Annotated in this window: 25 protein-coding genes; 18 read left to right on the top strand and 7 right to left on the bottom strand. The window is 67.6% G+C overall.

The genetic code is table 11. The annotated features are described in order from the left end of the window. Window positions 1-3 precede the first annotated feature (3 nt). The 5 genes from AC1DC5_RS03945 to AC1DC5_RS03925 all read left to right on the top strand — a co-directional run bounded on the left by AC1DC5_RS03945 (window position 4) and on the right by AC1DC5_RS03925 (window position 3,891). Window positions 4-792 carry an NAD(P)-dependent oxidoreductase gene (locus tag AC1DC5_RS03945; RefSeq protein ID WP_476864276.1) on the top strand — a complete coding sequence of 263 codons (789 nt, stop codon included), beginning with the start codon at window positions 4-6 and terminating at the stop codon, window positions 790-792. Window positions 793-873: 81 nt separating this feature from the next. After that, on the top strand, window positions 874-2,211 hold the full coding sequence (locus AC1DC5_RS03940; RefSeq protein ID WP_476864275.1) for a TRAP transporter large permease subunit: 1,338 nt from the start codon (window positions 874-876) through the stop codon (window positions 2,209-2,211). Window positions 2,212-2,223: 12 nt separating this feature from the next. Further along, the gene (locus AC1DC5_RS03935; protein WP_476864274.1) at window positions 2,224-2,481 is read left to right on the top strand and encodes a hypothetical protein; all 258 of its coding nucleotides are present in this window, start codon (window positions 2,224-2,226) and stop codon (window positions 2,479-2,481) included. After that, window positions 2,478-3,467, top strand: a complete 990-nt coding sequence (locus AC1DC5_RS03930; RefSeq protein WP_476864273.1) for a cyclase family protein — start codon at window positions 2,478-2,480, stop codon at window positions 3,465-3,467. The genes AC1DC5_RS03935 and AC1DC5_RS03930 overlap by 4 nt, the downstream gene beginning before the upstream one ends. A 166-nt stretch (window positions 3,468-3,633) precedes the next feature. Continuing rightward, window positions 3,634-3,891: a metal-sensitive transcriptional regulator gene (locus tag AC1DC5_RS03925; protein ID WP_441406015.1), complete on the top strand. Its 258-nt coding sequence runs from the start codon at window positions 3,634-3,636 to the stop codon at window positions 3,889-3,891. Window positions 3,892-4,013: 122 nt separating this feature from the next. On the opposite strand, the gene AC1DC5_RS03920 is transcribed toward AC1DC5_RS03925, so the two are convergent. Beyond that, on the bottom strand, window positions 4,014-4,724 hold the full coding sequence (locus AC1DC5_RS03920; protein WP_476864272.1) for a FadR/GntR family transcriptional regulator: 711 nt from the start codon (window positions 4,722-4,724) through the stop codon (window positions 4,014-4,016). Between the two features lie 148 nt (window positions 4,725-4,872). Here AC1DC5_RS03920 and AC1DC5_RS03915 point away from each other — a divergent pair, with 148 nt between their 5' ends. From AC1DC5_RS03915 to AC1DC5_RS03875, 9 genes are all read left to right on the top strand, one after another. Then, window positions 4,873-6,405, top strand: coding sequence for a four-carbon acid sugar kinase family protein (locus AC1DC5_RS03915; protein WP_476864271.1), 1,533 nt, complete (start codon window positions 4,873-4,875; stop codon window positions 6,403-6,405). A 36-nt stretch (window positions 6,406-6,441) separates the two neighbouring features. Then, window positions 6,442-7,335 carry an NAD(P)-dependent oxidoreductase gene (locus AC1DC5_RS03910; RefSeq protein ID WP_441406013.1) on the top strand — a complete coding sequence of 298 codons (894 nt, stop codon included), beginning with the start codon at window positions 6,442-6,444 and terminating at the stop codon, window positions 7,333-7,335. A gap of 112 nt (window positions 7,336-7,447) precedes the next feature. After that, entirely contained in the window at window positions 7,448-8,914 is a 1,467-nt protein-coding gene (locus tag AC1DC5_RS03905; RefSeq protein WP_441406012.1) for a GntP family transporter, read from the top strand. Next, window positions 8,914-9,789, top strand: a complete 876-nt coding sequence (locus tag AC1DC5_RS03900; RefSeq protein ID WP_476864270.1) for a class II fructose-bisphosphate aldolase — start codon at window positions 8,914-8,916, stop codon at window positions 9,787-9,789. The genes AC1DC5_RS03905 and AC1DC5_RS03900 overlap by 1 nt, the downstream gene beginning before the upstream one ends. A gap of 45 nt (window positions 9,790-9,834) precedes the next feature. Beyond that, a complete protein-coding gene (locus tag AC1DC5_RS03895) occupies window positions 9,835-10,227 on the top strand; it encodes a DUF1304 domain-containing protein (protein WP_476864269.1) in 393 nt (130 codons plus the stop codon). A gap of 126 nt (window positions 10,228-10,353) precedes the next feature. Then, window positions 10,354-11,688 carry an acyltransferase family protein gene (locus AC1DC5_RS03890; protein WP_476864268.1) on the top strand — a complete coding sequence of 445 codons (1,335 nt, stop codon included), beginning with the start codon at window positions 10,354-10,356 and terminating at the stop codon, window positions 11,686-11,688. Continuing rightward, window positions 11,685-12,029, top strand: a complete 345-nt coding sequence (locus AC1DC5_RS03885; protein ID WP_476864267.1) for a GNAT family N-acetyltransferase — start codon at window positions 11,685-11,687, stop codon at window positions 12,027-12,029. Before AC1DC5_RS03890 ends, AC1DC5_RS03885 begins: the two co-directional genes overlap by 4 nt. A gap of 126 nt (window positions 12,030-12,155) precedes the next feature. Continuing rightward, window positions 12,156-12,923: a hypothetical protein gene (locus AC1DC5_RS03880; protein WP_476864266.1), complete on the top strand. Its 768-nt coding sequence runs from the start codon at window positions 12,156-12,158 to the stop codon at window positions 12,921-12,923. Window positions 12,924-12,945: 22 nt separating this feature from the next. Continuing rightward, a complete protein-coding gene (locus AC1DC5_RS03875; protein ID WP_476864265.1) occupies window positions 12,946-13,728 on the top strand; it encodes an SDR family NAD(P)-dependent oxidoreductase in 783 nt (260 codons plus the stop codon). Window positions 13,729-13,928: 200 nt separating this feature from the next. On the opposite strand, the gene AC1DC5_RS03870 is transcribed toward AC1DC5_RS03875, so the two are convergent. Then, window positions 13,929-15,542: an MFS transporter gene (locus AC1DC5_RS03870; protein ID WP_476864264.1), complete on the bottom strand. Its 1,614-nt coding sequence runs from the start codon at window positions 15,540-15,542 to the stop codon at window positions 13,929-13,931. A 376-nt stretch (window positions 15,543-15,918) separates the two neighbouring features. On the opposite strand from AC1DC5_RS03870, the gene AC1DC5_RS03865 reads away from it, so the two are divergent. Together AC1DC5_RS03865 and AC1DC5_RS03860 are read left to right on the top strand one after the other, a co-directional pair. Then, complete coding sequence (locus AC1DC5_RS03865) at window positions 15,919-16,152, top strand: hypothetical protein (RefSeq protein ID WP_441406004.1); 234 nt, start codon at window positions 15,919-15,921, stop codon at window positions 16,150-16,152. Between the two features lie 109 nt (window positions 16,153-16,261). Next, complete coding sequence (locus tag AC1DC5_RS03860) at window positions 16,262-16,519, top strand: hypothetical protein (RefSeq protein WP_441406003.1); 258 nt, start codon at window positions 16,262-16,264, stop codon at window positions 16,517-16,519. A gap of 89 nt (window positions 16,520-16,608) precedes the next feature. Here AC1DC5_RS03860 and AC1DC5_RS03855 read toward each other — a convergent pair whose 3' ends face one another. After that, complete coding sequence (locus AC1DC5_RS03855; RefSeq protein WP_476864263.1) at window positions 16,609-19,143, bottom strand: ATP-dependent DNA ligase; 2,535 nt, start codon at window positions 19,141-19,143, stop codon at window positions 16,609-16,611. Between the two features lie 40 nt (window positions 19,144-19,183). On the opposite strand from AC1DC5_RS03855, the gene ku reads away from it, so the two are divergent. Next, the gene (gene ku / locus AC1DC5_RS03850; protein WP_476864262.1) at window positions 19,184-20,197 is read left to right on the top strand and encodes a non-homologous end joining protein Ku; all 1,014 of its coding nucleotides are present in this window, start codon (window positions 19,184-19,186) and stop codon (window positions 20,195-20,197) included. 32 nt (window positions 20,198-20,229) lie between these two features. On the opposite strand, the gene AC1DC5_RS03845 is transcribed toward ku, so the two are convergent. Together AC1DC5_RS03845 and AC1DC5_RS03840 are read right to left on the bottom strand one after the other, a co-directional pair. Then, on the bottom strand, window positions 20,230-20,517 hold the full coding sequence (locus AC1DC5_RS03845; protein ID WP_476864261.1) for a DUF7218 family protein: 288 nt from the start codon (window positions 20,515-20,517) through the stop codon (window positions 20,230-20,232). A gap of 2 nt (window positions 20,518-20,519) precedes the next feature. Then, window positions 20,520-21,020 (bottom strand): SRPBCC family protein, encoded by a 501-nt coding sequence (locus AC1DC5_RS03840; RefSeq protein ID WP_476864260.1) that lies wholly within the window; start codon window positions 21,018-21,020, stop codon window positions 20,520-20,522. Between the two features lie 221 nt (window positions 21,021-21,241). Here AC1DC5_RS03840 and AC1DC5_RS03835 point away from each other — a divergent pair, with 221 nt between their 5' ends. Beyond that, a complete protein-coding gene (locus AC1DC5_RS03835) occupies window positions 21,242-21,673 on the top strand; it encodes an SRPBCC domain-containing protein (protein WP_476864259.1) in 432 nt (143 codons plus the stop codon). 81 nt (window positions 21,674-21,754) lie between these two features. Here the strand turns inward: AC1DC5_RS03835 and AC1DC5_RS03830 are convergent, their stop codons facing one another. Then, complete coding sequence (locus tag AC1DC5_RS03830; RefSeq protein ID WP_441407307.1) at window positions 21,755-22,033, bottom strand: HPr family phosphocarrier protein; 279 nt, start codon at window positions 22,031-22,033, stop codon at window positions 21,755-21,757. Window positions 22,034-22,091: 58 nt separating this feature from the next. Continuing rightward, window positions 22,092-24,155: a PTS fructose transporter subunit IIABC gene (locus AC1DC5_RS03825; RefSeq protein WP_476864258.1), complete on the bottom strand. Its 2,064-nt coding sequence runs from the start codon at window positions 24,153-24,155 to the stop codon at window positions 22,092-22,094.

Here is a 24,155-nt window from a genome sequence, read left to right as displayed (position 1 = left end):
CAAATGACAGCGTGCACCGTTATCGGCCTCGGCGAAGCCGGAGCCACCTACGCCGCAGCCCTCACTGCCGCCGGCCACACGGTCACCGGGTTTGATCCCGTGGCCCCGACCACCCCGGCCGGCGTCACCCGCGCAGCTACCGCCGCCGAAGCCTGCGCCGGAGCTGACATCGTCCTCGTCCTCACCGGGGCCGGCGCCGCACGGGCAGTCGCGCAGGAGTGCCTGCCGGTCCTGCCCGCGGGGAGCTGCTACGCGGACTTCACCTCATCCTCCCCGCAGGCCATGCGCGCACTCGGCCAGCTTCCCAGCCGGGCAGCCTTCGCCGACGTCGCCATCCTCGGGCCGGTCCCCACTCAGGGTGTACGGACACCGCTGATGGTCAGCGGCCCCGGCTCCCGGGCCGTTGCCGAGCTCCTGTCCCCGCTGGGGGCCGACGTCGAAATCGCCGACGGCGAGCCGGGTGCGGCCATGGCCCACAAACTTCTCCGCAGCGTCCTGATGAAGGGCCTGGCCTCAGTCGTCGTCGAAGCGGTCACCGCCGGGCGGGCCGCCGGGCTGGAGGACTGGATCCGGGCCCAGATCGCCGGTCAACTCGCCGGAGACGGCCAAGCCGTCATCGACAGGTTCCTGACCGGCACCGCCAAGCACGCCGTGCGCCGCTCCAAGGAAATGCAGGACACCGCCAGCTACCTGTCGGACCTGGGCGTGTCGGCCGAGATGACGTCAGCCTCCGCAGCCGCCCTGACCCGCATGGCCCAGGAAGAGGTGCCGGCGGCCGCTGCCTTGCGCTGACCCCAGCATGAGGCAGAATCAGGGACAGGAACCAACGATGAACCTTCCAGCAGCAAAAAATTCCCCGGCAGGAGCGGCAACATGATCGGCATCTGGGCTCTTGGAGCCTACCTGGCCGTCATCCTGCTCTGGACGACACTGCTCAAGCGCAGCGTGGGGGAAGCCATGATCCTCGGCTTCCTGGTGGTTCTTCCCTTCACTGGTCCCGCCGCTGCACAGATCGGAGGGGAAGCGCTGTACTCGGCCGTGACCGACGAAATCGTCTACGCGACGATGGCGTTCGTCTTCATGGGATACCTCCTGGACAAAACCGGCGTGCTGGACCGGCTCATCGACCTGCTGAACTCCCTGATCGGCGGCGTCAAGGGCGGACCCGCGTGGGTCTCCACTGTCGCGTCGGCGGGCCTGGGCGGAGTGGTCCACAACCAGGCCGCCATCGCCGCAACGGTCGGATCCGTCACCATCCCCTGGATGGAAAAGTCACGGCTGGACAAGCCCGCGGCGGCGACGCTTGTCGCGGGCAACGCGGGAATGGGGATCACCTTCCCGTTCAGCGCCTCAATGTTTGTCCTCGTCGGGTCCGCCACCGTGGGGCCCCTGCTGGACATCGACGACCTCGTCCTGCCCTTGCTCATCGGCGGCCTGTGGTGCTTCCTGCACCGGCTCATCGTTACCTGGCTGCTGATCCGCAAGAGCGGGATGACGCCGATGGATGCCGCTCACCGGCTGCCATTCCGGGTAGCGGTGGGCCGCGGCTGGGCCACAATGTTGCTGTTCGTGGTCGTGGCCATCCCGCTGATCATCACCTCCGGCGCGATCGCCACGGCACTTTCAGACTGGACCGGGGGAGACATCAGCAAGGCCGTCAGCGTCATCGTCTGGATCCCTGTGCTCCTCATCATCACCGGAGCCCTGCTGGGCAGAAAGCAGCTGCCTGGCAGCGGCCGCGGCTGGTGGTTGCTGCTGCAGAACTCCGCCCCCAGGTTCGGGATCGTCGGCATCACGGTCGTGTTCGCCTTCGCCGGAGCCAACGCCCTCGCCGCCACCGGCCTCCCCAAGCAGATGACCGACCTGCTGAACGGGATGAACCTGCCGCTGTGGCTGCTGGCCATCGTGATCGGGCTGATCGTCATCGCCGTCGCAGCTCCGCTGTCGGCTACGGCGACGATGGCCGCCGTGGGAACGGTGGGCGTCGCCGCCCTCGTGGCCGCAGGAGTGCCGGCAACAACAGCGGCCGTCGCCGTGCTGGTCTTCTCCTCCTGCGAAGCGGCCGTTCCCCCAGGAGGCGCGCCGCTGTACGTGGCGTGCGGCATCGCGGACGTCGACCCCGTCAAAACCTTCGCCCGCCTCCTCACCCACTATGCCCTGCCGCTGCTGGGAATCGGCGTCCTGATCATCCTCGGCGTCCTCCCGATCTAAAGGAAACACCACATGCACAAGATCCGAAAGGCCGTCGAAATCGTCTTCGTCCTGACCCTCGCAGCCCTCCTCTTGGGAGGCGTGCTGTTCGTGGCCGGCCAGGCCATCGCCCTGATCGCCGGCCAAGGAGCATGGCTGGAATTTTTCAACGAATCCATCAAAACGCCGATGTGCATGGCGGCCTCCGTTTGCGCGATCGCCGGCTTTATCCTCAACTACAACCGCTACCAAAAGCAGGGACAGACCCCCCAGAAAGCCACAGCGCGATGACCGAAGCCACGGGCGGCAGTCCCTACCCGACCTTCGCCGAACTGCTGGAGCGGGAAGGCGGACTGGCTGGCACGTCGTGGGGCCTGTTCTCCGAAGCCGACCGAGGAACGCCGTCCTTCATCAGCCACGACACCATCCTGAAAGCCAAGAACTGCATCAGGACCGGCACAGTTTTCGGGTTGGACTACGCGGCCGACTCCTTCGCGCCCGGAATGTCCCTCAAACGCCGTGCACCCCGGCACACCATCTACTCCTCGCACCCGGCACACCGGGATGACTACCTCGACGGCTACTACCTCCAGGGATCCACCCAGATCGACGGGCTCAGGCACCGCCGCGCAGACGACGTCGGGTTCTACAACGGCACGCCCGATGACCGAATTACGGAAGGCACGCCGGATCTCGGCATTCAGGAGTGGGCAGAGAACCCCATTGCCGGCAGGGGAGTGCTCGTCGACCTCGACGGCTACCGCACCGGCCAGGGCGCCCCCATCGACCACGCAGCAGGAGAACCCCTCGGCCTCGACCTGATCCAGGCCTCCATCCAGGCCCAAGCCCTCACTATCCGGCCGGGAGACATTCTTATGCTCCACACCGGCTGGTGCGAATGGTTCCTGGACCTGAGCCCGGAGGGGAAACAACAAACCCGGGACAGCCGCAGGGCCACAGGAGTCGCCCAATCACAGGAGTTTGTCGCCTGGGCATGGGACCACCGGCTGGCGCTGATCGCGGCCGACAACTTCGCCCTCGAATGCCTGCCGGCGGTGCCCGGAAGCCCTTACCTGCAGTCGGCGCCGAACGACAACGGGATGATGCACCAGCAGCTCCTCGCCAAACTCGGCATGCCGCTGGGCGAACTGTGGCGGCTCGGACCCCTCAGCAGGCACATGAAACGCACAGGCAACTGGGACGCCTTCATCAGCATCAAGCCGCTCAACATCACCGGAGGCACCGGGTCACCCGCGAACGCTACCGCATTGACGTGAAAGATTGACATGAAAGCGGTGGCGCCGGCCGGCCGAATCACCGGAGTCGCCCGGAGACAGCCCCCCGCCGCCCGGAGCCTAGGCCGGTGGTCGACTTCGTACCCCAAGGGGTGATACGCAGGGGGGTATATTATGGATCGAACCCTGATGACCCCCGGAGGAACAAATGCAACTCGATCCCGCCGACATGAAGCCTGTTATCAACCGGCTTCGCCGCGCCCAGGGCCAGCTCGCCGCCGTCACCCGCATGATTGAAGAGGGCCGCGACTGCAAGAGTGTCGTCACCCAGCTGGCTGCTGTTTCAAGCGCCCTGGACCGGGCCGGATTCTCGATCATCGCCACGGGCCTGCAGCAGTGCATGCAGCAGGAGGACCCAAGCCTGGACCGGGCCGAGCTCGAGAAGCTCTTCCTCTCGCTCGCCTGAGCACCGGCTGAGCCCTGGCCCGGCGCGCCAGCGGCGCAGCCGGCCGGTGCTGCCCGGCGCCGGCCGGTCAGCCGGCCCAGTCGGTCCGCCAGTCAGGCCTGCCGGCCCAGCCGGACCGCCAGTCAGGCCTGCCGGTCCGCCAGGACGAAGGTCTTGAGGTCGTCCAGTGTCTGTTGCATGTGGGCGTCCATCGCATCCCGCGCCTGGTGCGGATCACGGGTCGCCAGCGCATCCACGATTTTCTGGTGATGGCCGATCGCGTGCGCCTGGATTTCGCGCACCTCTGACGTCTGGGTCCGCCGCTTCTCCAGCACACGGTGCAGCGGGGCGAACAGGACGGCCACAAAAACATTCTCCGCAGCGCGCAGGATGAGGTCGTGGAAAGCCAAGTCGGCGGCCACAAACGCTGCCACATCGTGCTTTTCATGCGCCGCGCGCATCGATTCCAGCTGCCCGGAAAGGGTCTTGAGGTCGGCATCGCTGATCCGGCCGGCGGCCAGCTCGCAGGCGCCCGACTCCAGCATCCGGCGCAGCTCGATCAGTTGAACGGCGGCCGCGGCGTCGTTCTTTCCCTCAGAGGCCGCCCGGAGTACCGCCTCCAGGGAGGCCCAGCGGCTCAGCGGGTTGACGAACGTTCCCCGGCCGCGCTCCACACTGAGGATCTGCTGTGCTTCGAGGGTCTTCATCGCCTCACGGACCGTCATGCGGCTCACCTCGTGGCGGGCGCTCAGCTCCAGCTCGCCGGGGACTGACGCGCCGGGCGGGAATTCGCCGGCAATAATGCGGTCCAGCAGTTCGTCAGCGACGACGCCGACCAGCGACTTCCTAGCCAATTTTCCCCATCCGCCGTCACCGAGTTGCCTGATGGACAAGTCTACTTGCGCGTCTTTGTGCCGTATGCCACACTAGCATTCAAATGTTAGATGTCAGACATCTTACAAATAATCCAAACGCAGCAGACTTTCCCACAATGGAGTGCAAGTGCCCTTTGAATCAGAGCTTTTCGAATCAGATGTGCTGGCCGCCTTCCCGGCAGAGGTGCAAATCCCTGCACGGACCGTGGCCGGTGCCCTCGAGGCCTCGTCCGAGTCGTCCCCCCGCATCCTGGTGGTGCTCGACGACGACCCGACCGGCACGCAGTCCGTCGCCGACCTGCCGGTCCTCACCCGCTGGGAGGTCGCGGACTTCACGTGGGCCTTCAACCACCGCATCGACGGCCGCCGCCAGGACGCCGTCTACGTCCTGACCAACACCCGGAGCCTGGACCCCGCCGAAGCGGCCGCCCGCAACGAGGAAGTGGTCCGGAACGCCCTCGCGGCGGCCGCCCTCGAATCCGACGGCGCCGGTTCCGAGAGTGCCGGTCTCCGCCTCGCGTTCGTCAGCCGCAGCGACTCCACCCTCCGCGGCCACTACCCGCTGGAACCGGACACCATCGCGGCGACCGTCGCCGCCGTCAGCGGCGAGGCGACGGACGGCGTCGTGATCGTCCCCGCCTTCCCCGACGCCGGACGCGTGACGATCGGCGGCGTGCACTACATGCGCGGCACCGGCGAGAATGCAGGAAAACTCACACCCGTGGCCGAAACCGAATTCGCCCGGGATGCCAGCTTCGGCTTCGCCAACTCCGAACTGGCGAAGTACGTGGAAGAGAAGTCCGGCGGCCGGTTCCCGGCGGATTCGGTGATCGTGCTGGACCTGAACATCATCCGCGCCGCCGGCTCGGACGGCGATCCCCAGATCTCGGCCAAGGCGATCGCCGACGCCATCGACTCCGCCGCCGACTCCACCCCGATCGTGGCAGACATCGTGACCGAAAACGATTTCCGCGCCCTCGCCCTGGGCCTCGAGGAAGCCGAACGCCGCGGCAAGAAGCTGCTCTACCGGGTGGGCCCGCCGTTCGTCCGGGGCCGCATCGGCCAGGAAATCCGACCCGCGCTCAGCGGCGAGGAGGCCTACGCGGGCAACACGCCCTCCGGCGCCGGCGGCCTGATCGTCGTCGGCTCGCACGTCGGTGTCACCACCCGCCAGCTCAAGGCCCTCGTGGAACAGCACAGCGCCGCGCGCATCGTGGAGATCGACGTCGAACAGCTACTCGGCGGCGACTCCGAGGGCTACCTGGCCGGGATCGTCGGGGAGGTGGTGGAGTCCCTCCACAGCGCCGACGTCATCCTCCACACCAGCCGGCTGCTCATCAAAACGGACGACGCCGCCGAAAGCCTGCGGATTGCCCGCACGGTGTCCGCCGCCGTCGTCGCCGTGGTGAACCGGACCTTGAAGACGTTCCCGCCGCGCTTTGTCATCGCCAAGGGAGGCATCACGTCCTCGGACGTGGCCGCCCACGGCCTGGAAATCCGCCACGCGATCGTTCGCGGCCCCATGCTGCCGGGCATCGTCAGCCTGTGGGAGCCGGTGGACGGACCCGCCAAGGGCATCCCGTACATCGTTTTCGCCGGCAACGTGGGCGACGACGAATCCCTGGCCCAGGTCACCCGCAAACTCAGCAACACTTTCTAGCCTGCCCCCGAAATCCAGATTTCAACGGAGAAAACCATGAATTACAAAGTCACCGTCCTCGGCCTGGGCGCCATGGGTCTGCCCATGGCTGCCCGGCTGGCAACCCAGCTGACCGTCCACGGCTTCGACATCGCCGAGCCGCGCCTGAAACTCGCCGAAGAAGCCGGCATTAAGACCTTCTCCTCCGCCCGTGAGGCGGCCGAGGGCGCCGACGCGCTGCTGCTGGCAGTGCGCAACGGGGAACAGCTGGACGACGTCCTCTTCGGCGAAAACGGCGTCGCCTCCGTGCTCAAGCCGGGCGCCGTCGTGATCCTCGGCAGCACGGTGGGCACCGACGCCATTCCGGCTACCGTCGCCCGTCTCGCGGAGTTCGGCGTCTCCCTGGTTGACGCCCCTCTCTCCGGCGGGCCGAAGCGTGCCGGCGAAGGGGACCTGCTGATCGTTGTCGGCGCCGAACCCCAGGCGCTGGAAACGGCCCGCCCGGTCCTGGAACTGCTTGCCTCCACCCTGACCGTCGTGGGCGACAAGCCCGGCGACGGCCAGGCCCTCAAAACCGTGAACCAGCTGCTCTGCGGCATCCACATCGCCGCCGCGGCCGAGGCGATGGCCCTCGCGGACGCCCTGGGCCTGGACCAGGCCAAGACCCTCGCGGCCCTGGAAGCCGGTGCCGCCGGTTCCTTTATGCTCTCCAACCGCGGCCCCCGCATCCTCGAGGCGTACACCGAAGACGGCGCCGAGGTCCTCAGCCGCCTGGACATCTTCGTCAAGGACATGGGCATCGTCGGCAAGGCCACCCGTGCCGCGGGCCTCGCCGCCCCGGTGGCCGCCGCCGCCGAGCAGCTCTACCTCCTGGGCCAGGCCCAGGGGCTCGCCGCGGCCGACGACTCAGCCGTCATCAAGGTCGTTGCCCCCACCAAGCGCACCGCCTGAGCCCGCACCACCCCAGATTCCCCAAACTCGACGACGGCGGATCCCCCTTTCCGCCGTCGTCGGCGAAACACCCGGTCACTGGCTACAGTGACGTCAAAGGAGACACCCCCTGATGAACCCCCTGATCAACTCCTTGATGGTGCGGGCGGCCGACGTCGCGCCCATCAAACCTGCCGTGCAGCTCGGCACTCCGCTGCTGCTGACCATCGCCGCCATCGGCATTGCGATCCTGCTGGTCATGATCATCCGCTTTAAGATCCAGGCGTTCGTGGCGCTGCTGACGGTCAGCATCCTGGTCGCCGTGGCATCGACGATCCCGCTGAAAGACGTCTTCACGGTGGTCGCCACCGGTGTCGGCGGCACCATGGGCAAGGTCGCCCTGCTGATCGCCCTCGGCGCGATCCTCGGCCGCATGATCGAGGTTTCCGGCGGCGTGCAATCGCTCGCTGACCACTTCACCGCAAAGCTCGGCGCCAAGCGCGTCGCCGTCGCCCTCACCGGCGTCGGGTTCCTCGTCGCCATCCCCGTGTTCTTCGAGGTCGGCGTCATCGTGCTGGTGCCGATCGTCTATGCCTTCGCGAAGATCGCCAACGTGCACCCCGTCAAGTTCGGCCTCCCGATGGCCGGCATCATGCTGGCCATCCACGTGGCCGTCCCGCCGCACCCGGGCATCGTGGCCGGAGCCGGCGTCTTCGGCGCGGACATCGGCCTCATCACGCTCATTTCGCTGATCATCTGCATCCCGCTGGGTTTCCTGTCCTACTGGGTGGCGTCCATCATGAACCGCAAGGACTACGAACTCCTGCCCGGAGTCAAGGCCCAGCTCGACGAATTCGGCTCCAAGGACATCATCCACGAGGGCCATGAGGGCAAGGACCACCACGTCGTCGCACCTCCCCGGCCCGGGCTGATCATCTTCCTTATTGCCGCCCCGATCATCCAGATCCTTCTCGGGACCGTCGGCACCCTGACGATCGACAAAGAGAGCTACTGGTACGGCGTGGCGGCGTTCGTCGGCAACCCCTTCTTCGCGCTGCTGGTCGCCGTCGGCCTCTCCTTCTTCCTGCTGGCCGTCCGCCGCCAGTGGTCGCTGCGCGAGACCGGCGAGATCTTCGAAGGCGCACTCCCGCCCATCGCCTCCATCCTCATGGTGGTCGCAGCCGGCGGCGTGTTCGGCGAAGTGCTGCGCACCTCCGGCATCGGAGCCGCGCTGTCGGAGACCCTGGACCAGCTGGGCCTGCCCTTGATCGTCCTCGGGTTCATCATCTCGCTGGCCCTCCGTGCCGCGCAGGGTTCCGCGACCGTGGCCATCGTGACGACGGCGGGGCTGCTCACGTCCGCTGTCACTGCCGGCGGCTACACGCCGGCGCAAACCGCCGTGATCGTCATCGCGATCGGGTTCGGCGCCCTCGGGCTCTCCCATGTGACCGACGCCGGTTTCTGGACCGTGGTTCGGTACTACGGCCTGACCGTCTCGGACGGTCTCAGGACCTGGACCGTGCTCACCACCATCCTTGGCCTTGCCGGCTTCGCCCTGACCTTTGTGGCCTGGATCCTGGTGGGAGGCCTGAGCGCCTGATGCGTGTACGTCTCGATCACCTGGTCGCTTCAGCCCTCCAGCAGGGATCAGCCGTTCCGGCCTTCACCTGCTACGACTTCACCACAGCGCTTGCCGTAGTGGCGGCTGCTGAAGAATCCGGCCGCGGCGCCATCCTGCTGGTCTCGCCCAGCACGGCGGCCACGCCGAACGGACTCCGGCTGATCGCGGCGCTGCGCGGGCTCGCGGACTCGGCATCTGTCCCGGTCGCCGTACAGCTTGACCACGCCTCCGATCTCGGGGTGATCGTCGGCGCCGTCGCCGCCGGGGCCGACTCCGTCCTGGTGGACGGATCGTCGCTGGAGTACGAGGACAACATCGCCCTGGTCCAGGCAGCGCGGGCTGCGCTTGACGGTGCCGGCGGTGCCCGCTCGGAGGACGTAGTGATCGAGGCGGAACTCGGCGGCCTGGCCGGCGACGAGGACAAGGCCTTCGGGGCCGACGCCGAGGGCAGCGCCCCGGCGGCCGGACTCACCGACTCCGCGCAGGTGGAGGACTTTGTGGCCCGCACCGGGGCCCAGTTGCTGGCCGTGGCCGTGGGCAACGTCCACGGCCGGTACCAGGGCGAACCGGAGCTGCGATGGGACGTGCTGCAGGACATCGCGGTGCGGACCCGCGTTCCCCTGGTGCTGCATGGCGCCTCGGGCATCCCCGCCGCCGAGCTGGTCAAGGCCGCCGCCATGAACGTCGGCAAGGTCAACTTCAACACCGAGCTGCGCACCGGCGTCCTGGAAACCCTTGAGGCACGCACCGGGGCGCACCGGAAGGACGGCGAAAACCTGCAGGGACTGCTGGCCGAATGGGACGCCGCGGCCGGGACATTCGCGGCCACGGCGCTGGCCACGCTTTCCCGCTAACTCAACACAACCGCTCCGGCACCGGGGGAGGCTAGGATCAGGAACATGATCCTGGCCTCCCTCGTTTTTGCGCTGCTTGCGGCCGTGCTGCACGTCTATATCTTCACGATGGAGTCCATCACCTGGACGCGGCCGGCCACGTGGAAGCGCTTCGGCGTGGCCTCGCAGGCGGACGCCGACACCACGCGGCCGCTGGCCTACAACCAGGGCTTCTACAACCTGTTCCTCGCCGCCGGCGCGCTGGCCGGCACCGGTGCGATCGCCCTCGGACACCCCGCAGTCGGGTGGACCCTGGTCTTCAGCAGTTGCGGATCCATGCTCCTGGCCGCGATCGTTCTCGCCCTGAGCGGACGCAAGTACCTCCGTGCGGCCGCCACGCAGGGTGCCACGCCGCTGCTCGCCGTCGTACTCGGCGTGCTGGGGCTGCTGACCGCCTGAACCCGCCGCAAAAGCAGGCCCGACGGCACTGGCCGCACGCCCGGACAAGGCCGACAATATAGGCAAATCAGAAGCGTTGACGCCCAACAGCCCATGCGGTGAGTTGGCAGGTTCCTTGGGGGCTCAATGGTTCCACGGCAGCCGGCGGGGATCGGGCAGGCACTGCGGCCCGACCGCGACCTGGTGATCGACCTCGCTCGGTTCTTCTGCCTTGCACTCGTGGTGGTGTCGCACACCATGATGGTGAGCCCCGTGCTGCACCCGGACGGCACCGTGACCTCCGACAACACCCTCGGCAACCAGCACTGGTTCGAACCCGTGGTCTGGGTCCTGCAGGTCATGCCGCTCTTCTTCGTTGCCGGCGGCATCACCGGCCTGCAGTCCTGGCGCCGCCTCCGCGCCCGGGGCGGCAACACCTTCGACTACATGCAGGCGCGGATGCTGCGGCTGATCCGGCCCGCCGCCGTCCTGCTCGCCATCATGTTCACCGCGCTCTGGGCGGCGCTGCTGGCCGGGGTGGACCCGCAGGTCATCCAGCTGCTGGTGTCCGGGGCAGGCATGCCGCTGTGGTTCCTCGCCGCCTACCTCGCGGCCCAGCTGAACCTTCCGCTACTGGCCCGACTGCACGCCCGCGCGCCCTGGCTGACCCTGGCGGGACTCACATCGCTGGTGATCGCCGTCGACTGCCTGCGGGGCGTGATGCCAATGCTGGCGTACCTCAACATGGTCTTCGTTTGGTGCGCCGTGCAGCAGCTTGGGTTCTTCCTCGCCGACGGGACGCTGGCCCGCGGGCGCATTGCGTTGGCGGGCATCGTCCTGGCCAGCAACCTGGTCCTGGGGCTGCTCGTGTGGCTGGGCCTGTACTCCGGGAACATGCTGGTGAACCTGAACCCGCCCAACCTGACCCTTTTGCTCCTCGGGATCTCGCAGGCCGCCACCCTGCAGCTCCTACGGCCAGCGCTCACAAGAGTCGCATCCCTGGCGCGGATGCGGCGGTTCATCGGGCTGGCCGGGCGGCGGTCCATGACGGTCTACCTCTGGCACCTGCCCCTGCTCGCGGCGTTGTCCGGACTGCTGGTGCTCACGGACTTTCCCCAGCCGGCGGGCGGAACCGCCGCCTGGTGGTGGGGGCGGCCGCTGGTGCTCCTGTCCCTGACCGGCCTGCTGCTGCCCGTAGTGGCGCTCTTCGGCCGGCTCGAGGAACGCCCGACGTCGCCCGGTACTGCCCGGTCCCGCCCGGCGGCCGCCGTGGTGACCGCCGCCGTCGTCGTCTTTGTCCCGGTGGCCGACGCGGCGCTCAACGGACTGACGCTGGGACTGCTCGGCGGGGGAGCGGCGTGCTTCGCGCTGGCCGTGCTGCTGCTGGGGCGGATCCCCGTCCGGCTCGTGGCCGGCCCTGGTCCCGCCGGATCGGGACCGCCATTGCCACGCCCGCCATTAAGTGCCAATGTCGAACCATGACGGAGAACTCGGCAGCCACTGAAGACACGTTCAGCCCGAACGTATCCACTACCCGGAATGATGAGCTGCACCGCTACGAGCTCCACGTCGGCGGGAAGCTGGCCGTCCAGATCCGCTTCATCGATGAACCGGGCCATGTGGACTTCATCCACACAGATACGGCCGAACAATTCCAGGGCCAGGGACTGGGCAAGGTCCTGGCGCACTTCGCGCTGGACGACGTAGTGGCGTCCGGCAAACGGATCATCCCCAACTGCCCCTTTATGTACCGGTACCTGCGCAAACACGACGCCTACAACCAGTACATCGACTGGCCGGAGCGGCCCCCGGCCGGAGCCTGACGCCGCACGGCCGTTCCGGCTGGCCGCCAGAACGGCCATGTATGGCTTGTGACCCGGGTGACAACCCCGTAAGGTTCGAGAAGAGTTATGCAGTTGGCTCTTGGATGTGTCCCTTTGGAGAACCCCATGAACCATAAACTGCGTGTGCTTGTCCGTGTGGATGTCGATCCCGGACACGTGACCCTCGAAGTCACAGGCTGCCTGACCCAATCTGACTTCCCCGCACTGCTGCACATCATGCGGCGCGCGGGCCGCCTCGGTGCAGGGACCGATGTCGTCATCGACGTTCACGGCGCGTCCCACCTGGACCCGGAGATCCTGCTGCAGCTGAGGTCCATTGCCGATGTCAGCGGGGCTGCCCAGGAGCCGGGCGCCGGGTCCCCGGACGGGGCCGCCGCCGGAAAACAGCCGTTCCGCGTCACCCTGGCGGAGCCTGCGGAGCTGCCGATCTGCCTGTTGCACGTCGGCTCCGACGGCGAAGTCCTCGCCGGACTCGAGGGGGAACTCGCGGCGGTCCCGCTGCTTGCCCCCGCCGAGTCCGTCGCCGAGTCCTTCGACGGCGGCCCCTGGGACGCCTCCGTCCCGGGGAAACTGAATCCTGGACTGGACGGGGCCTGCAGCCCGATCCCTGACGAGCTCAGCACCGTCAACGGGCTGGAGCTCGCCGATTACTTCGAGGGGACCCTTGACCCGGCCTCCACGGTCCGGGCGTTGTCCGACGTCGCCCTGGGCCAGCTGGCCGACGCCCTCTACCGGCACCTCGACACGGCCAGCCCGTCCTTCGGCGCGCACACCTGGTACGAGCTGGCCACCGAGGAGCTGCAGAACCGGCACCTGGGCGCTGCGGAGGACCCGGCGGAGGACGAGCTGGCCGCCGGGCAGGCTCTGGCGTAGCCCCGGGGGTTAGGCTTTCGCCATGACTTCACGTGCCGCGACACCTGCTGACACCACTGCCCTGATCACCGGAGCAACCGCCGGGATCGGGGCCGAATTCGCCCGCCAGCTCGCCGAAAAGGGGCACCACGTGGTGCTGGTGGCCCGCGACGCCACCCGGCTGCAGGCCACGGCGGAGGAGTTGGAGAAGCGGTACGGCATCCGCGCCGAAGTTCTCGCCGCGGATCTGACGGACGACGGCGGCGTGGCAGCCGTCGTGGCCCGGCTCGCTGACCCGGCGCGTCCGGTGGAAATCCTGGTCAACAACGCCGGGATGGGCCTGCTGCGTCCCTTCGCGGAGAACGACATCGCGGACGAGACCAAGCACCTCAAACTGCACGTCGAGACCGCCATGCAGCTGACGCATGCCGCGCTGCAGGGCATGCTCAGCCGGCACTCCGGAAGGATCATCAACGTCGCCAGTGTGGCGGCGTTCCTTCCCCGGGGAAGCTACTCGGCGGCCAAAGCGTGGCTTGTCAGCTTCAGCCGCGGTGCCAACCTGGCCTACTCCAAACAAGGTGTCACCGTGACAGCCGTCTGCCCGGGCTTCACCCACACCGAGTTCCACGACCGGATGGGCATGGACAAAACGGTAACGCCGCGCTGGATGTGGCTGCAGGCCGAACGGGTGGTCCGGGAAGGCCTCGCCGACAACGCGAAGGGCAAGGCCGTTTCCGTCCCGACCAAGCGTTACAAGGTGCTGACCGCGGCCACCAGGATCCTGCCCGACCGGCTAGTGGCCGGTCCGCCCCGGCGCGCCAAGTAGGCAGCAGCGCCGGGGGTGTGCGGCTTTGCCGGTCCGGGCCACGCAGCCGCGGCTGCCGGACACGCCAAAGGCCTGCCTCGTGTGATTCCCGCAATGGGTAATCACGCAAGGCAGGCCTCAAAGGGCGGGACTTGACTACAGGTCCTGGGTTAGCCGTCCGGGCTCAGGATGAACCCGGACGTGCTGCCAGAGGGGCAAGCTCAGGCTTTGGCCGGAACCTTGTCGGTGTCACGCGCCGACGTCGGACCGGCAGCTGAATCAGCTGCCGGGGTGGTGAACGGCATATCCATCTCCACGAGGTCGATCAGCGGGTTCTCGTCCTGGTTCGCGACGATTTCCTTGGCCTCGGCCTGGGTGTCCACGCTGGGCATGGAGCCCGGCAGGGGGCGCTGGGCCGATTCCTTGAGGAAGTAGATCGCAATTGCACCGATCGCGGAGGTAGCCATCAGGTAGTAGGCCGGCATCATGTCATCGCCGGTGGCGCCGATGAGGGCGGCGACGATGAACGGGGTGGTGCCGCCGAAGATGGCCACAGAGAAGTTGTACGCGATGCCCATGGCGCCGTAACGGCTCGCCGTCGGGAACTGCGCCGGAAGGGCCGAGGCCAGGTTGGCCACGTAGAACGTCACCGGGAAAGCGATCATGCCCAGACCCATAAGGGTGGACCAGATTTCTCCGATGCCGATCAGCATGAACGCCGGGGCGGCCAGGACCACGGTGCTGAGCGCACCGATCCACAGCACGGGGCGGCGGCCGATCCGGTCAGACAGCTTTCCGGTCAGCGGGATGCAGAAGCTCATGATGACCAGCACGGGGATGGTCAGCAGGGTGCCGTGCACGGGATCGTAGCCCTTGGACTCGGTGAGGTACGTCGGCATGTAGGACGTCAGGGCGTAGCCTGCGGTGTTCGCGGCTGCCACCACGATCATGGCAACGATGAGTGAACGCCAGTAGGCCTTCACAATGCCCACCGGGCCCTTGGAAGCCGCGGCGTCGGAGGCGGCGGCGTCCTTGGCGACGTTTTCCTGGGCGTCGAGGGTGGCCTGGAACTGCGGGGATTCCTCGATCTTGTTACGGAAGTAGATCGCGATCAGGCCCAGCGGGCCGGCAATGAGGAACGGGATCCGCCAGCCCCACTCCTCCATGGCGGCCTGGCCAAGGGTCAGCTGCAGGCCGGAGACGAGGGCGGCGCCAAGGGCGAAACCGAGGTAGCTGCCCATGTCCAGGAAGCTGGCGAAGAAGCCGCGGCGCTTGTCCGGGGAGTACTCGCTCACGAAGGTGGTGGCACCGGCGTACTCGCCGCCGGTGGAGAAACCCTGGACGAGCTTGAGCAGGACCAGCAGGGCAGCTGCCCACATGCCGATCTGCGCGTAGCCGGGCAGCAGGCCGACGGCGAAGGTGCTCGCAGCCATCAGCATCAGGGTCCAGGCGAGGACCTTCTGGCGGCCCACCTTGTCACCGAGCCAGCCGAAGATGACTCCGCCGAGGGGGCGGGCAATGAAGGTGGCGGCGAAGGTGCCCAGCAGGAACAGCGTCTGAACGCTCTTGTCCGCCTCGGGCAGGAACACCGGTCCCATGGTGGTGATCAGGTAGCCGAACACGCCGACGTCGTACCACTCCATGGTGTTACCCACGATGGTGCCGCCGAGTGCTTTCTTGAGCATCGGCTTGTTGACGACGTTGACGTCGGACTCTTTGAGTCGACGCCGCGTCCGCAGCCTTGGTTTCTTTACACCCGTGGGTGCAGCTTGGTAGGTTCCGCTGGCGTTCATCACGCCTGCTGAAGAGTCGGTCGTGCTTCGGTCTTTGGGCATTTGGGCCGCTCCTAAGGAGGTCATTTGCTTGCGACTTGTAGCTGCCCCGCTCTGGGCAGGCTTTCAATTTTACGTGATTTCTATGGTGTTTCCGAGTTTGGTGCCGTATGATCCGGTGTTTCGGCCCCGGGAAGGGGCTCATTGGCGGATTTCTTTTCCGCTGTTTCGCCGCGCCAATGCTGGGAAACCCCGGCCTGCACCGGGGCGGGCGCAAAGTTTTTCCCCAGAGGGCGGCCTGGAGCCGGTTTTTCGGCCCGAAACAGGCCTCGGGGATGCCCGCTGCACCGCGAAAAAGGGGTACCCGCGGGAGCCGGAATGCGCTTAGGGTTGGAGTCAGCGCAGCACTGATCAAGAAGCCGCACAAGGAGAACAGTCCATGACTGGCAAAGACACGAAGAACAGCAGCAACAGCGGAGCCGAAGGGGACGGCAAGCCCCAGGCCAAGGAGGGTCAGGGGAAGGGCATCAAGTCGCGCCTCACCGACGCCCAGAAGGAGATGCTCGCCAGCAAGTCCCGGGGCGGCGCCGGCTCACAAAGCGTCGGCCACAGCCACAAGCCCACGCACGTCAGCGGCAAGCAGGGTCCGACCGAAAAGAAAGTCCGCTGGTAGCCCTACAGACATCGCACGCGGGGCGACCTAGGATAGTTGGACACTTCATTTCACAGCTTAATTCGACGGCGTAATTCGACAGCCTGATTCGATAGCGGAAGGAAGAGCAATGGCGGAACACCAGTTCGGAGACGACATCAATCCCGAGGTAGCCAGTCATCTGGCGGAGTCCATGGATGAGGCGCCCGGCCCGGAAACGAAACGCCCCGCCCCGCCTTCCGCAGCCGAAGGGAAACAGTGGCCGGACGGCAACGGCAAGCACCGCCACCCCAAGGAGCACGACGTCAGGCATGGCCGCCTGGCGCAGGGGGCCGCGGTGAACGCGGTTCACCGGATCACCCCGCCGGACACCCCGCACTCCTCCTGACCACAGCCGCGGCTAAGGGCCGGCGGCGACAGCCCCGCACCAGCAGCCCGGGACGGTCCGCAAGGATCGTCCCGGGCTCTTCGCTGCCCTCAGCCGTCCTCCACCACCACGTCCGCCGGTGTCTTATCCAAGCGCCAGCCGCGCCAGACCGGGTGCCGGAGCTTTCCGCTCCCGGTCCATTCCCCGTAGGTGACCTCTCCAACGAGCCGGGGGCTCACCCAATGCGCGTCCGAGGCGTCGGCGGCCGGCACCTCCTCGAACGGCGAGGTCTTCCGCGGCAGGGAATCGAGCTGCTGGCGGAGTTCAGCCAGCTCGCGGGTGCTGAAGCCGCTGCCGACGCGGCCGACGTAGCGCAGCCTGGAGCCGTCCGGGATCCCCAGCAGCAGTGAGCCCACAGACTGTCCGCGCTCGCCCTTGCCCGGCCGCCAGCCGCCGACCACCACTTCCTGGGTGCGTTCGAACTTGAGCTTGAGCCAGGACCTGCTGCGCTGCCCGACGTAGCGGCCGTCCGTGCGCTTGGCCATCACGCCCTCGAGCCCCAGCTCCTCCGCGCTTTCAAGGATGTGCCGGACATCGCCGTCGATCACCCCGGAGAGCTCCACCGGACAGGCGGACGGAGTGAAGAACGCTTCCAGCCTGGCCCGGCGATCGCCGAGCGGAAGGCGGCGGAGGTCCTTGCCGTGCTCCGACAGGAGGTCGAACAGCATCAGCCGCACCGGCGTCGACGGCCGCGCCTTCGCGACGTCGGAGGCCCTGGTGAGCTTCATCCGCCCCTGCAGCAGCCCGAAGTCCGGCCGCCCCGAGGGGCCGACGGCGATGATCTCGCCGTCGGCGATGAACTCCTGCTCCGGCCAGCAGGAGCGGTCCGTCAGCTCCGGATACGAGGCCGTCATGTCGTTTCCGTTGCGGCTGATCAGGCGGATCTTCTGCGCGTCCCCGAGGACCAGGGCCCGCACGCCGTCCCACTTGAGTTCAAACTGCCAGTCCTTGTCCGGCAGGTCGGCGGTGGTTCCGGAGCTGGCCAGCATGGGACTGAACTCCTCCGGAGCCGGAGCCGGAGCCGGGGCCGGAGCCGAAGCGGCGGGCTGGCCGGGCGCCGTCGCCGTCGCTGTCGTCGGCTCCTCCGGCGGCGGGGCGGTGTGCCCCTTCGTCGCGCCGAGCGGGTCCATCAGGTGGATGAGCCACTGGTCATCGCCCCGGCCGGTGTGGATCAGCGCGTACCTGCGGGCGCCGCCCAGGCCGCCGTCGTCCTGTCCGGTGAGGGTGGCAATGACCTCCTTGCCCGCGATCCACTTCTCGACCTCGTAGTACCCGCTGTCCCAGATGCCCATGGTCCCGGCGCCGTACTGGCCCTTGGGGATGGTGCCTTCGAAGTCGAGGTAGTCCAGCGGATGGTCCTCGGTCTGGACCGCGAGGTGGTTCTTGGCCTTGTCGGTGGGGACGCCTTTGGGCAGCGCCCAGGACACCAGGACGCCGTCGCGCTCCAGCCGGAGGTCGAAGTGCAGCCGGCTGGCGTGGTGTTCCTGGATAACGAACTTCTCCCGGACGGTGCCGCCGTCGGCGCCGGTTTTGGACCGTTCCGCCGTAAACGGCTCAGGGGTCGAAGCCGCGTCCCGCTTGGCACGGTACGTCTCCAGCCGCGGGTCGGTGTCGCCGCCGTCGCCGGCCGCTTCCCCGGAGAGGTCGCCCGGATGGCCGGCCGGCGCGGCCGCCGGCCGGCCCCGGCCGGAGATGGCAGCGAACGGATCCTTGCCGGACTTCACCCGCTTCACCACCTCCTGGTAGTCGAGCTGGTGCAGGGTCGGCGAGCTGAGTTCTCGCCAGGTCCGGGGCGCCGCGACTGTCGGCCGGAGCCGCCCGCGCAGGGAATAGGGGACGATGGTGGTCTTCGCCGCGCTGTTCTGGCTCCAGTCCACCAGCACCTTACCGGCGCGAAGGGTCTTCTTCATGTCGCTGACGGCCAGCTCCGGGTGGTCCGCTTCCAGGGCGCGGGCCAGTTCGTGGGCGAACCCGGAGATCTGCTCGGAGTCCTGCGTGCCGTCCAGGGCGGCGTACAGGTGGATGCCCTTGCTGCCGCTGGTCACGGGCACGGGATCCAGGCCCACATCCTGCAGGATGGCGCGGGCGAGCTTCGCGACCTCGACACATTCGGCCAGCCCGGCACCTTCGCCCGGGTCCAGGTCCAGCACCAGCCGGTCCGGCGGCATCTGGTTACCGTGGGAATCCACGCGCCATTGCGGCACATGGATCTCGAGGGCAGCGATTTGGGCGAGCCAGGCCAGCGTGGCGGGGTCGTTGACCAGCGGGTACTGGATGGTCCGTTCCTTGTGGGAGATGGAGGCCCGCGGCACCCACCCCGGCGTCGAATGGTCCAGGTTCTTCTGGAAAAACATCTCGCCCGGTGCATCGGCCGTCCCCACGCCGTGTACCCAGCGTTTCCGGGTGGCCGGGCGGTTCGCGGCGGCCGGGATCAGCACGTGCGCCACCGCGGCGTAGTAGGCCAGCACGTCGGCCTTGGTGGTTCCGGTCTCCGGATAGAGGACCTTGTCCAGGTTGGTGATCACCAGTTCGCGGCCGCCGACCCGGACCCGCTCCCTGGTGCTGGCCGGCGTGGTTTCAGCCAAAGGGCTTCACCTCCCCGCAACTGTGATGTTCACTTGATCCATGAGAGCCATCTGGAAAGGCGCCATAGCGTTCGGGCTGGTCAACGTGCCCGTCAAGGTCTACAGCGCGACCGAGGACCACGACATCAGCCTCCACCAGGTCCACAACGCCGACGGCGGACGGATCCGCTACCAGCGCCGCTGCGAGGTCTGCAGCAAGATCGTGGACTACGAGGACATCGACAAGGCCTACGAGGACGACGGCCGCACGGTGGTCCTCAGCCGCGAGGAGCTCAAGTCCATTCCGGCCGAGAACAGCCACGAGATCGACGTCGTGCAGTTTGTGCCGGCCGACCAGCTCGACCCGATGTCGTTCGAGAAGAGCTACTACCTTGAGCCGGACTCCAAGTCGCCCAAGGCCTACGTCCTGCTGCGCCGGGCGCTGGAAGACACCGACCGGGTGGCGATCGTCCAGTTCGCCCTGCGGGACAAAACCCGGCTGGGGGCCCTGAGGATCCGCGGCGACGTGCTGGTGCTGCAGGCGCTGCTCTGGGCCGACGAGGTGCGGGAGGCCAGCTTTCCCTCCCTTGAGACGACCATCCGCATCTCCGCGCAGGAACGTGAAATGTCCGCCGCGCTGGTCGACTCGATGGCAGCGGACTTCGAACCGGACCAGTTCACTGACGACTACCAGCTCCAGCTGCGCCAGCTCATCGAGGCGAAGTTGGAGAAGGGGGAATCGCTGGACACCGAGGAGACCTTCGGCGTTCCGGCTGCCGAGGCCGGCAGCGGCGAGGTAATCGACCTGATGGAGGCACTCAAGCGCAGCCTGGAGAAGAAACGAGGGGGAGGGGCAGCGCCCGGGGACGGCTCCGCCAAGCCCGCCGCCAAGTCCTCCGCCCGGTCTTCCACAACCGCCGCGAAGCAGACGGCGGCCAAGGCTGCCCCGAAGACTGGCTCCCGGGCTGCGCCCAAGACCGCAGCCAAGGCCGAGGCGGCCACTGCCGCGAAGACCGCCGGCACGAAAGCCGCGGCCCCGAAGGCAGCCGCGAGGAGCGCGCGGAAAGAGGCCTGAGCCGTTGGGGGTCAGGCCGGCGGCCACCGGAATCAGGAGTCCCTGAGCGCGGAAATGAGCTCGCTTTTCTTCTTCGCCGAGTAGCCTTTGAGGCCGATCTCCTTGGCGCGTTCCTTCAGTTGCGCGACGGTCCAGTCGTCGTAGTCCCCGGCCTTCCCGCCCTTGCGGCCCACGGCTGACCGGCCCTTCGCGGACGCGGCGTTGGAGATGCGGGCGGCCTTCTGCTTCGACGCGCCGTCCTCCAGCAGCGCTTCGTAGACCTCCGGGTCCTTGATGCTGGGATTCTCGCTGCCCCGCGGGGCGTTCTTCTTCGCGGGCATGGCTACCTCGGCAGCCGGGTGTCGGGCCCGGCTGCGGACTCGTCCACTTCGCCCCGGGCAACCGAGGACCGCCATTCGCCGGTTTCGATGCCGCGGGATTCTATGAACTCCTTGAAACGGCCCAAGTCCGCCGTGACCTGGCGGCTGTCCGCGCCGACGGCCGAGCCGGCCTTTTCCACGAGCCCCTCGGGCTCCCATTCGAGTTCGACATTGACGCGGGCGCGCTCGGCCCCGAGGGATTCGAAGGTCACGGTTCCGGCGTTGCGGGGCTTGTCGGTGCTGACCCACGCGATTTTCCGGTCGGGGGTCTGCTCGGTGATCTGGGCCAGGTACTCGCGCCGGACACCGGCAATGTCGGTGCGGAACTGGAGGGAGGTCTCGTCGATCTGTTCGACGGCCTCCACGCCCTTCATGAACGCGGGGAAGGTCTCGAACTGCGTCCACTGGTTGTACGCGGTGGATACCGGAACGTCGACTTCAATGCTGTGCTGCACGGTTGCCACGGGTGTCTCCTTCGGCCGGGAACAGGTCCTGCGGCGGGCCACGGTAGTGGTGCCGCGGTTTCCAAACTATCGGCGCCGCAGGGCTGTGACAAGCATGTACTAAGTCTGCTTAGCACTGCGTGCGTGGGAGCCGGCTGCCGGCTCCCCTGTCCGTGTGCCGGCACCCGGAGTAGTCTCGGTGCCGGGCGGGCTGCCCGCTCGACCAACGAGGAAGGCAAGCCATGGCAGGCAACTATGTGGCGACGTCGACCGTCACCATCGATGCTCCACCCGCGCGGGTCTGGCAGGTGATCACCGATCCGGCGGCTGCGAAGGAATTCATGTTCGGTACGGAGCTTGTCACGGACTGGACGGTGGGCGGACCGATCGTGTGGCGCGGCGAGTGGGAGGGCAAAAACTACGAGGACAAAGGCGAAATCCTCGAGCTGGCACCCGGGCGGCGCCTGGTTCACACCCATTTCAGCCCCCTTGGCGGCAGCGAGGACGTTGCCGAGAACTACCACACTATGACTTGGACCCTCGAGGACCTGGGCGTGACGACGCGGCTCACGCTCTCGCAGGGCAACAACGCCACCGCCGGGGCCGCGCAGCACTCCCAGGGGATGTGGGACCGGCTCGTGGCTGACGTCAAGAAGATCGCGGAACGGGCGTAAGGGAGTCCTTAAACAGGTACGGCCGCCGTCCGGCCCGTCCCCGGCAGGGGCGGAACCGGCCGGCGGCCGCTGGCGGTGACGCTATTCGGCGTCGTGGTCCGTTTCGAGGATCTGGACCAGGCGCTCCAGGGCGGCGTCGGCGCCGTCGCCCTCGGCGCGCAGCACCACAACCTCGCCGTGGGACGCGCCCAGGCTCATGAGGGACAGGATGCTGGCGGCGTCCATGGCCTCGTCGATGGGTTCACCCAGCCGGGCGATGGTGATTTCGAGATCGAACTCGCCTGCAGCCTCGGCAAAGATGGCGGCCGGTCGGGCGTGCAGCCCTACGCGGCTAGCAATGGTGGCGTTACGTTCGGTCATTTCTGCTCCTTGATGTCAGCTTGGGGAATGTCAGCTAGGGAAGGTTTTTCTGGACGGCTCAGGCGGCTACGGGTACCTGCTCCACCGTATCAACCGGCTTCTTAACCGCGTAGCGCTTGAGCCCGATCACTGCGAAGGCACTCACGACGGTTCCGGCCGCGATGGCGACGACGAACATCAGGAAGTTGTCGATCGCGAAGAAGACGAAGATTCCGCCGTGCGGGGCCTTCGACCCCACGCCCGCCGCCATCGAGATGGCGCCGGTCACCGCGCCGCCGAGCATGCTGGCGGGGATGACCCGCAGCGGGTCGGCCGCGGCGAAGGGAATGGCGCCTTCGGAGATGAAGGAGGCTCCCAGCAGCCAGGCGGCTTTGCCGTTTTCCTGTTCCGCGAGGCTGAAGAGCTTCTTGTTCAGCACGGTAGCAGCCAGTGCCATGGCCAGCGGCGGAACCATGCCGGAAGCCATGACGGCTGCCATGATCTGCCACGGGGCCTGGTTTTCGATGGATGCTGCGCCGAGGCCGGCGACGGCGAAGGCGTAGGCAACCTTGTTGACCGGGCCGCCGAGGTCGAAGCACATCATCAGGCCGAGGATGATGCCAAGGGCGATGGCGCTGGCACCGGTGAGGCTGGACAGGAACTCGTTGAGCCCGACAGTGACCGCCGCGACGTACCTGCCCAGGAACACGAAGAGCAGGCCTGAGGCAGCGATGGACGCCACGAGCGGGATAATGACCACCGGCATCAGGCCGCGCAGCCAGCGGGGAACGGTGAGCTTGCCGATCGAATGTGCCACGTAGCCGGCGATCAGGCCACCCACGATGCCGCCGAGGAACCCTGCTCCCATAAAGACGGCCACGGCGCCGGAGACGAAGCCCGGGGCGATGCCCGGCCGGTCGGCGATGGCGTAGGCGATGTAGCCGGCCAGCGCGGGCACGAGGAAGCCGAGGGACAAGGCGCCGATCTTGAAGAACACGGCACCGAGGAAGGCGCCCAGCGGGCCCCAGGCGAGTTCCGGGTATTCGGTGGGCAGGTTGAAGAGGCTGTTGTCCGCAAGGATCTTGTCCGCGAAAGCCGTGATGTCGTAGCCGCCCAGCAGGAAGCCGAGGGCGATCAGCAGACCGCCGCCCGCGACGAACGGGATCATGTAGCTGACACCCGTCAGGAGCGCCTTCTTCAGCTTCGTGCCGATGTGCTCGCCCTTTTCCTCGGCGTTGTGTTCGGCCTGGTCCTCCGCGAAGTGCGGGACGCGGCGGGCGTGCGGGTTGTCCGCGGCGGCGAGAGCTTCCGCGACCATCTTGTCCGGCTCGTCGATGCCGCGCTTGACGGGAGCGTTGATGACCGGCTTGCCGGCGAAGCGCTCCTTGCCGCGCACGTCCACGTCCACGGCGAAGATCACTGCGTCGGCGGCGGCGATCACGGCGGGGTCCAGTGCCTTGGCACCGGAGGACCCCTGGGTTTCCACCTGCAAATCCACGCCGACTTCCTTGGCCGCGGCGACGAGCGAGTCGGCGGCCATGTACGTGTGGGCGATGCCGGTGGGGCAAGCGGTGACCGCAACGAGGCGCTTGGGGCGCGGCGCCCCGGCCGTTTCGGGCTCGGCGGATGCGGCTGCTGCGGTTGCGCCGGCCGCGGTTGCTGCGGCCGCTGCCGGGGCCTCCGCGGCGGGCTTGTCGGCGAGGGCGCCTTCGACGAGCTCAACGACCTCGGCCTCTGAGCCGGCGGCGCGGAGGGCTGCGGTGAAGTCCTTTTTGATCAGCGAGCGTGCGAGCTTGGAGAGCAGCTTGAGGTGCTCCTGGTCCGCGCCTTCGGGGGCCGCGATGAAGAAGATCAGGTCCGCGGGGCCGTCCTTGGCGCCGAAGTCCACCGGCTGGGACAGCCGTGCCATCGCCAGCGTGGGCTCGGTGACCGCCGTCGAGCGGCAGTGCGGGATCGCGATCCCGCCCGGGACGCCGGTGGCGGTCTTGGACTCCCGGGCGAAGGCGTCGGTGAAGAGGCCTTCGACTTCGGTGGCGCGTCCGTTGGCTGCAACTCTGCCTGCCAGGTGCCGGATCACGTCCTCGGGCGAGCTGCCCAGGTTCTGGTCGAGCTCGACCAGTTCGGTAGTAATGAGCTGAGTCAC

It is taken from the genome of Arthrobacter sp. 10L424 (genome assembly GCF_056395325.1).
The sequence above is the reverse complement of the archived record's forward strand: the minus strand, read 5'-3'. Positions and strand labels throughout refer to the sequence as shown.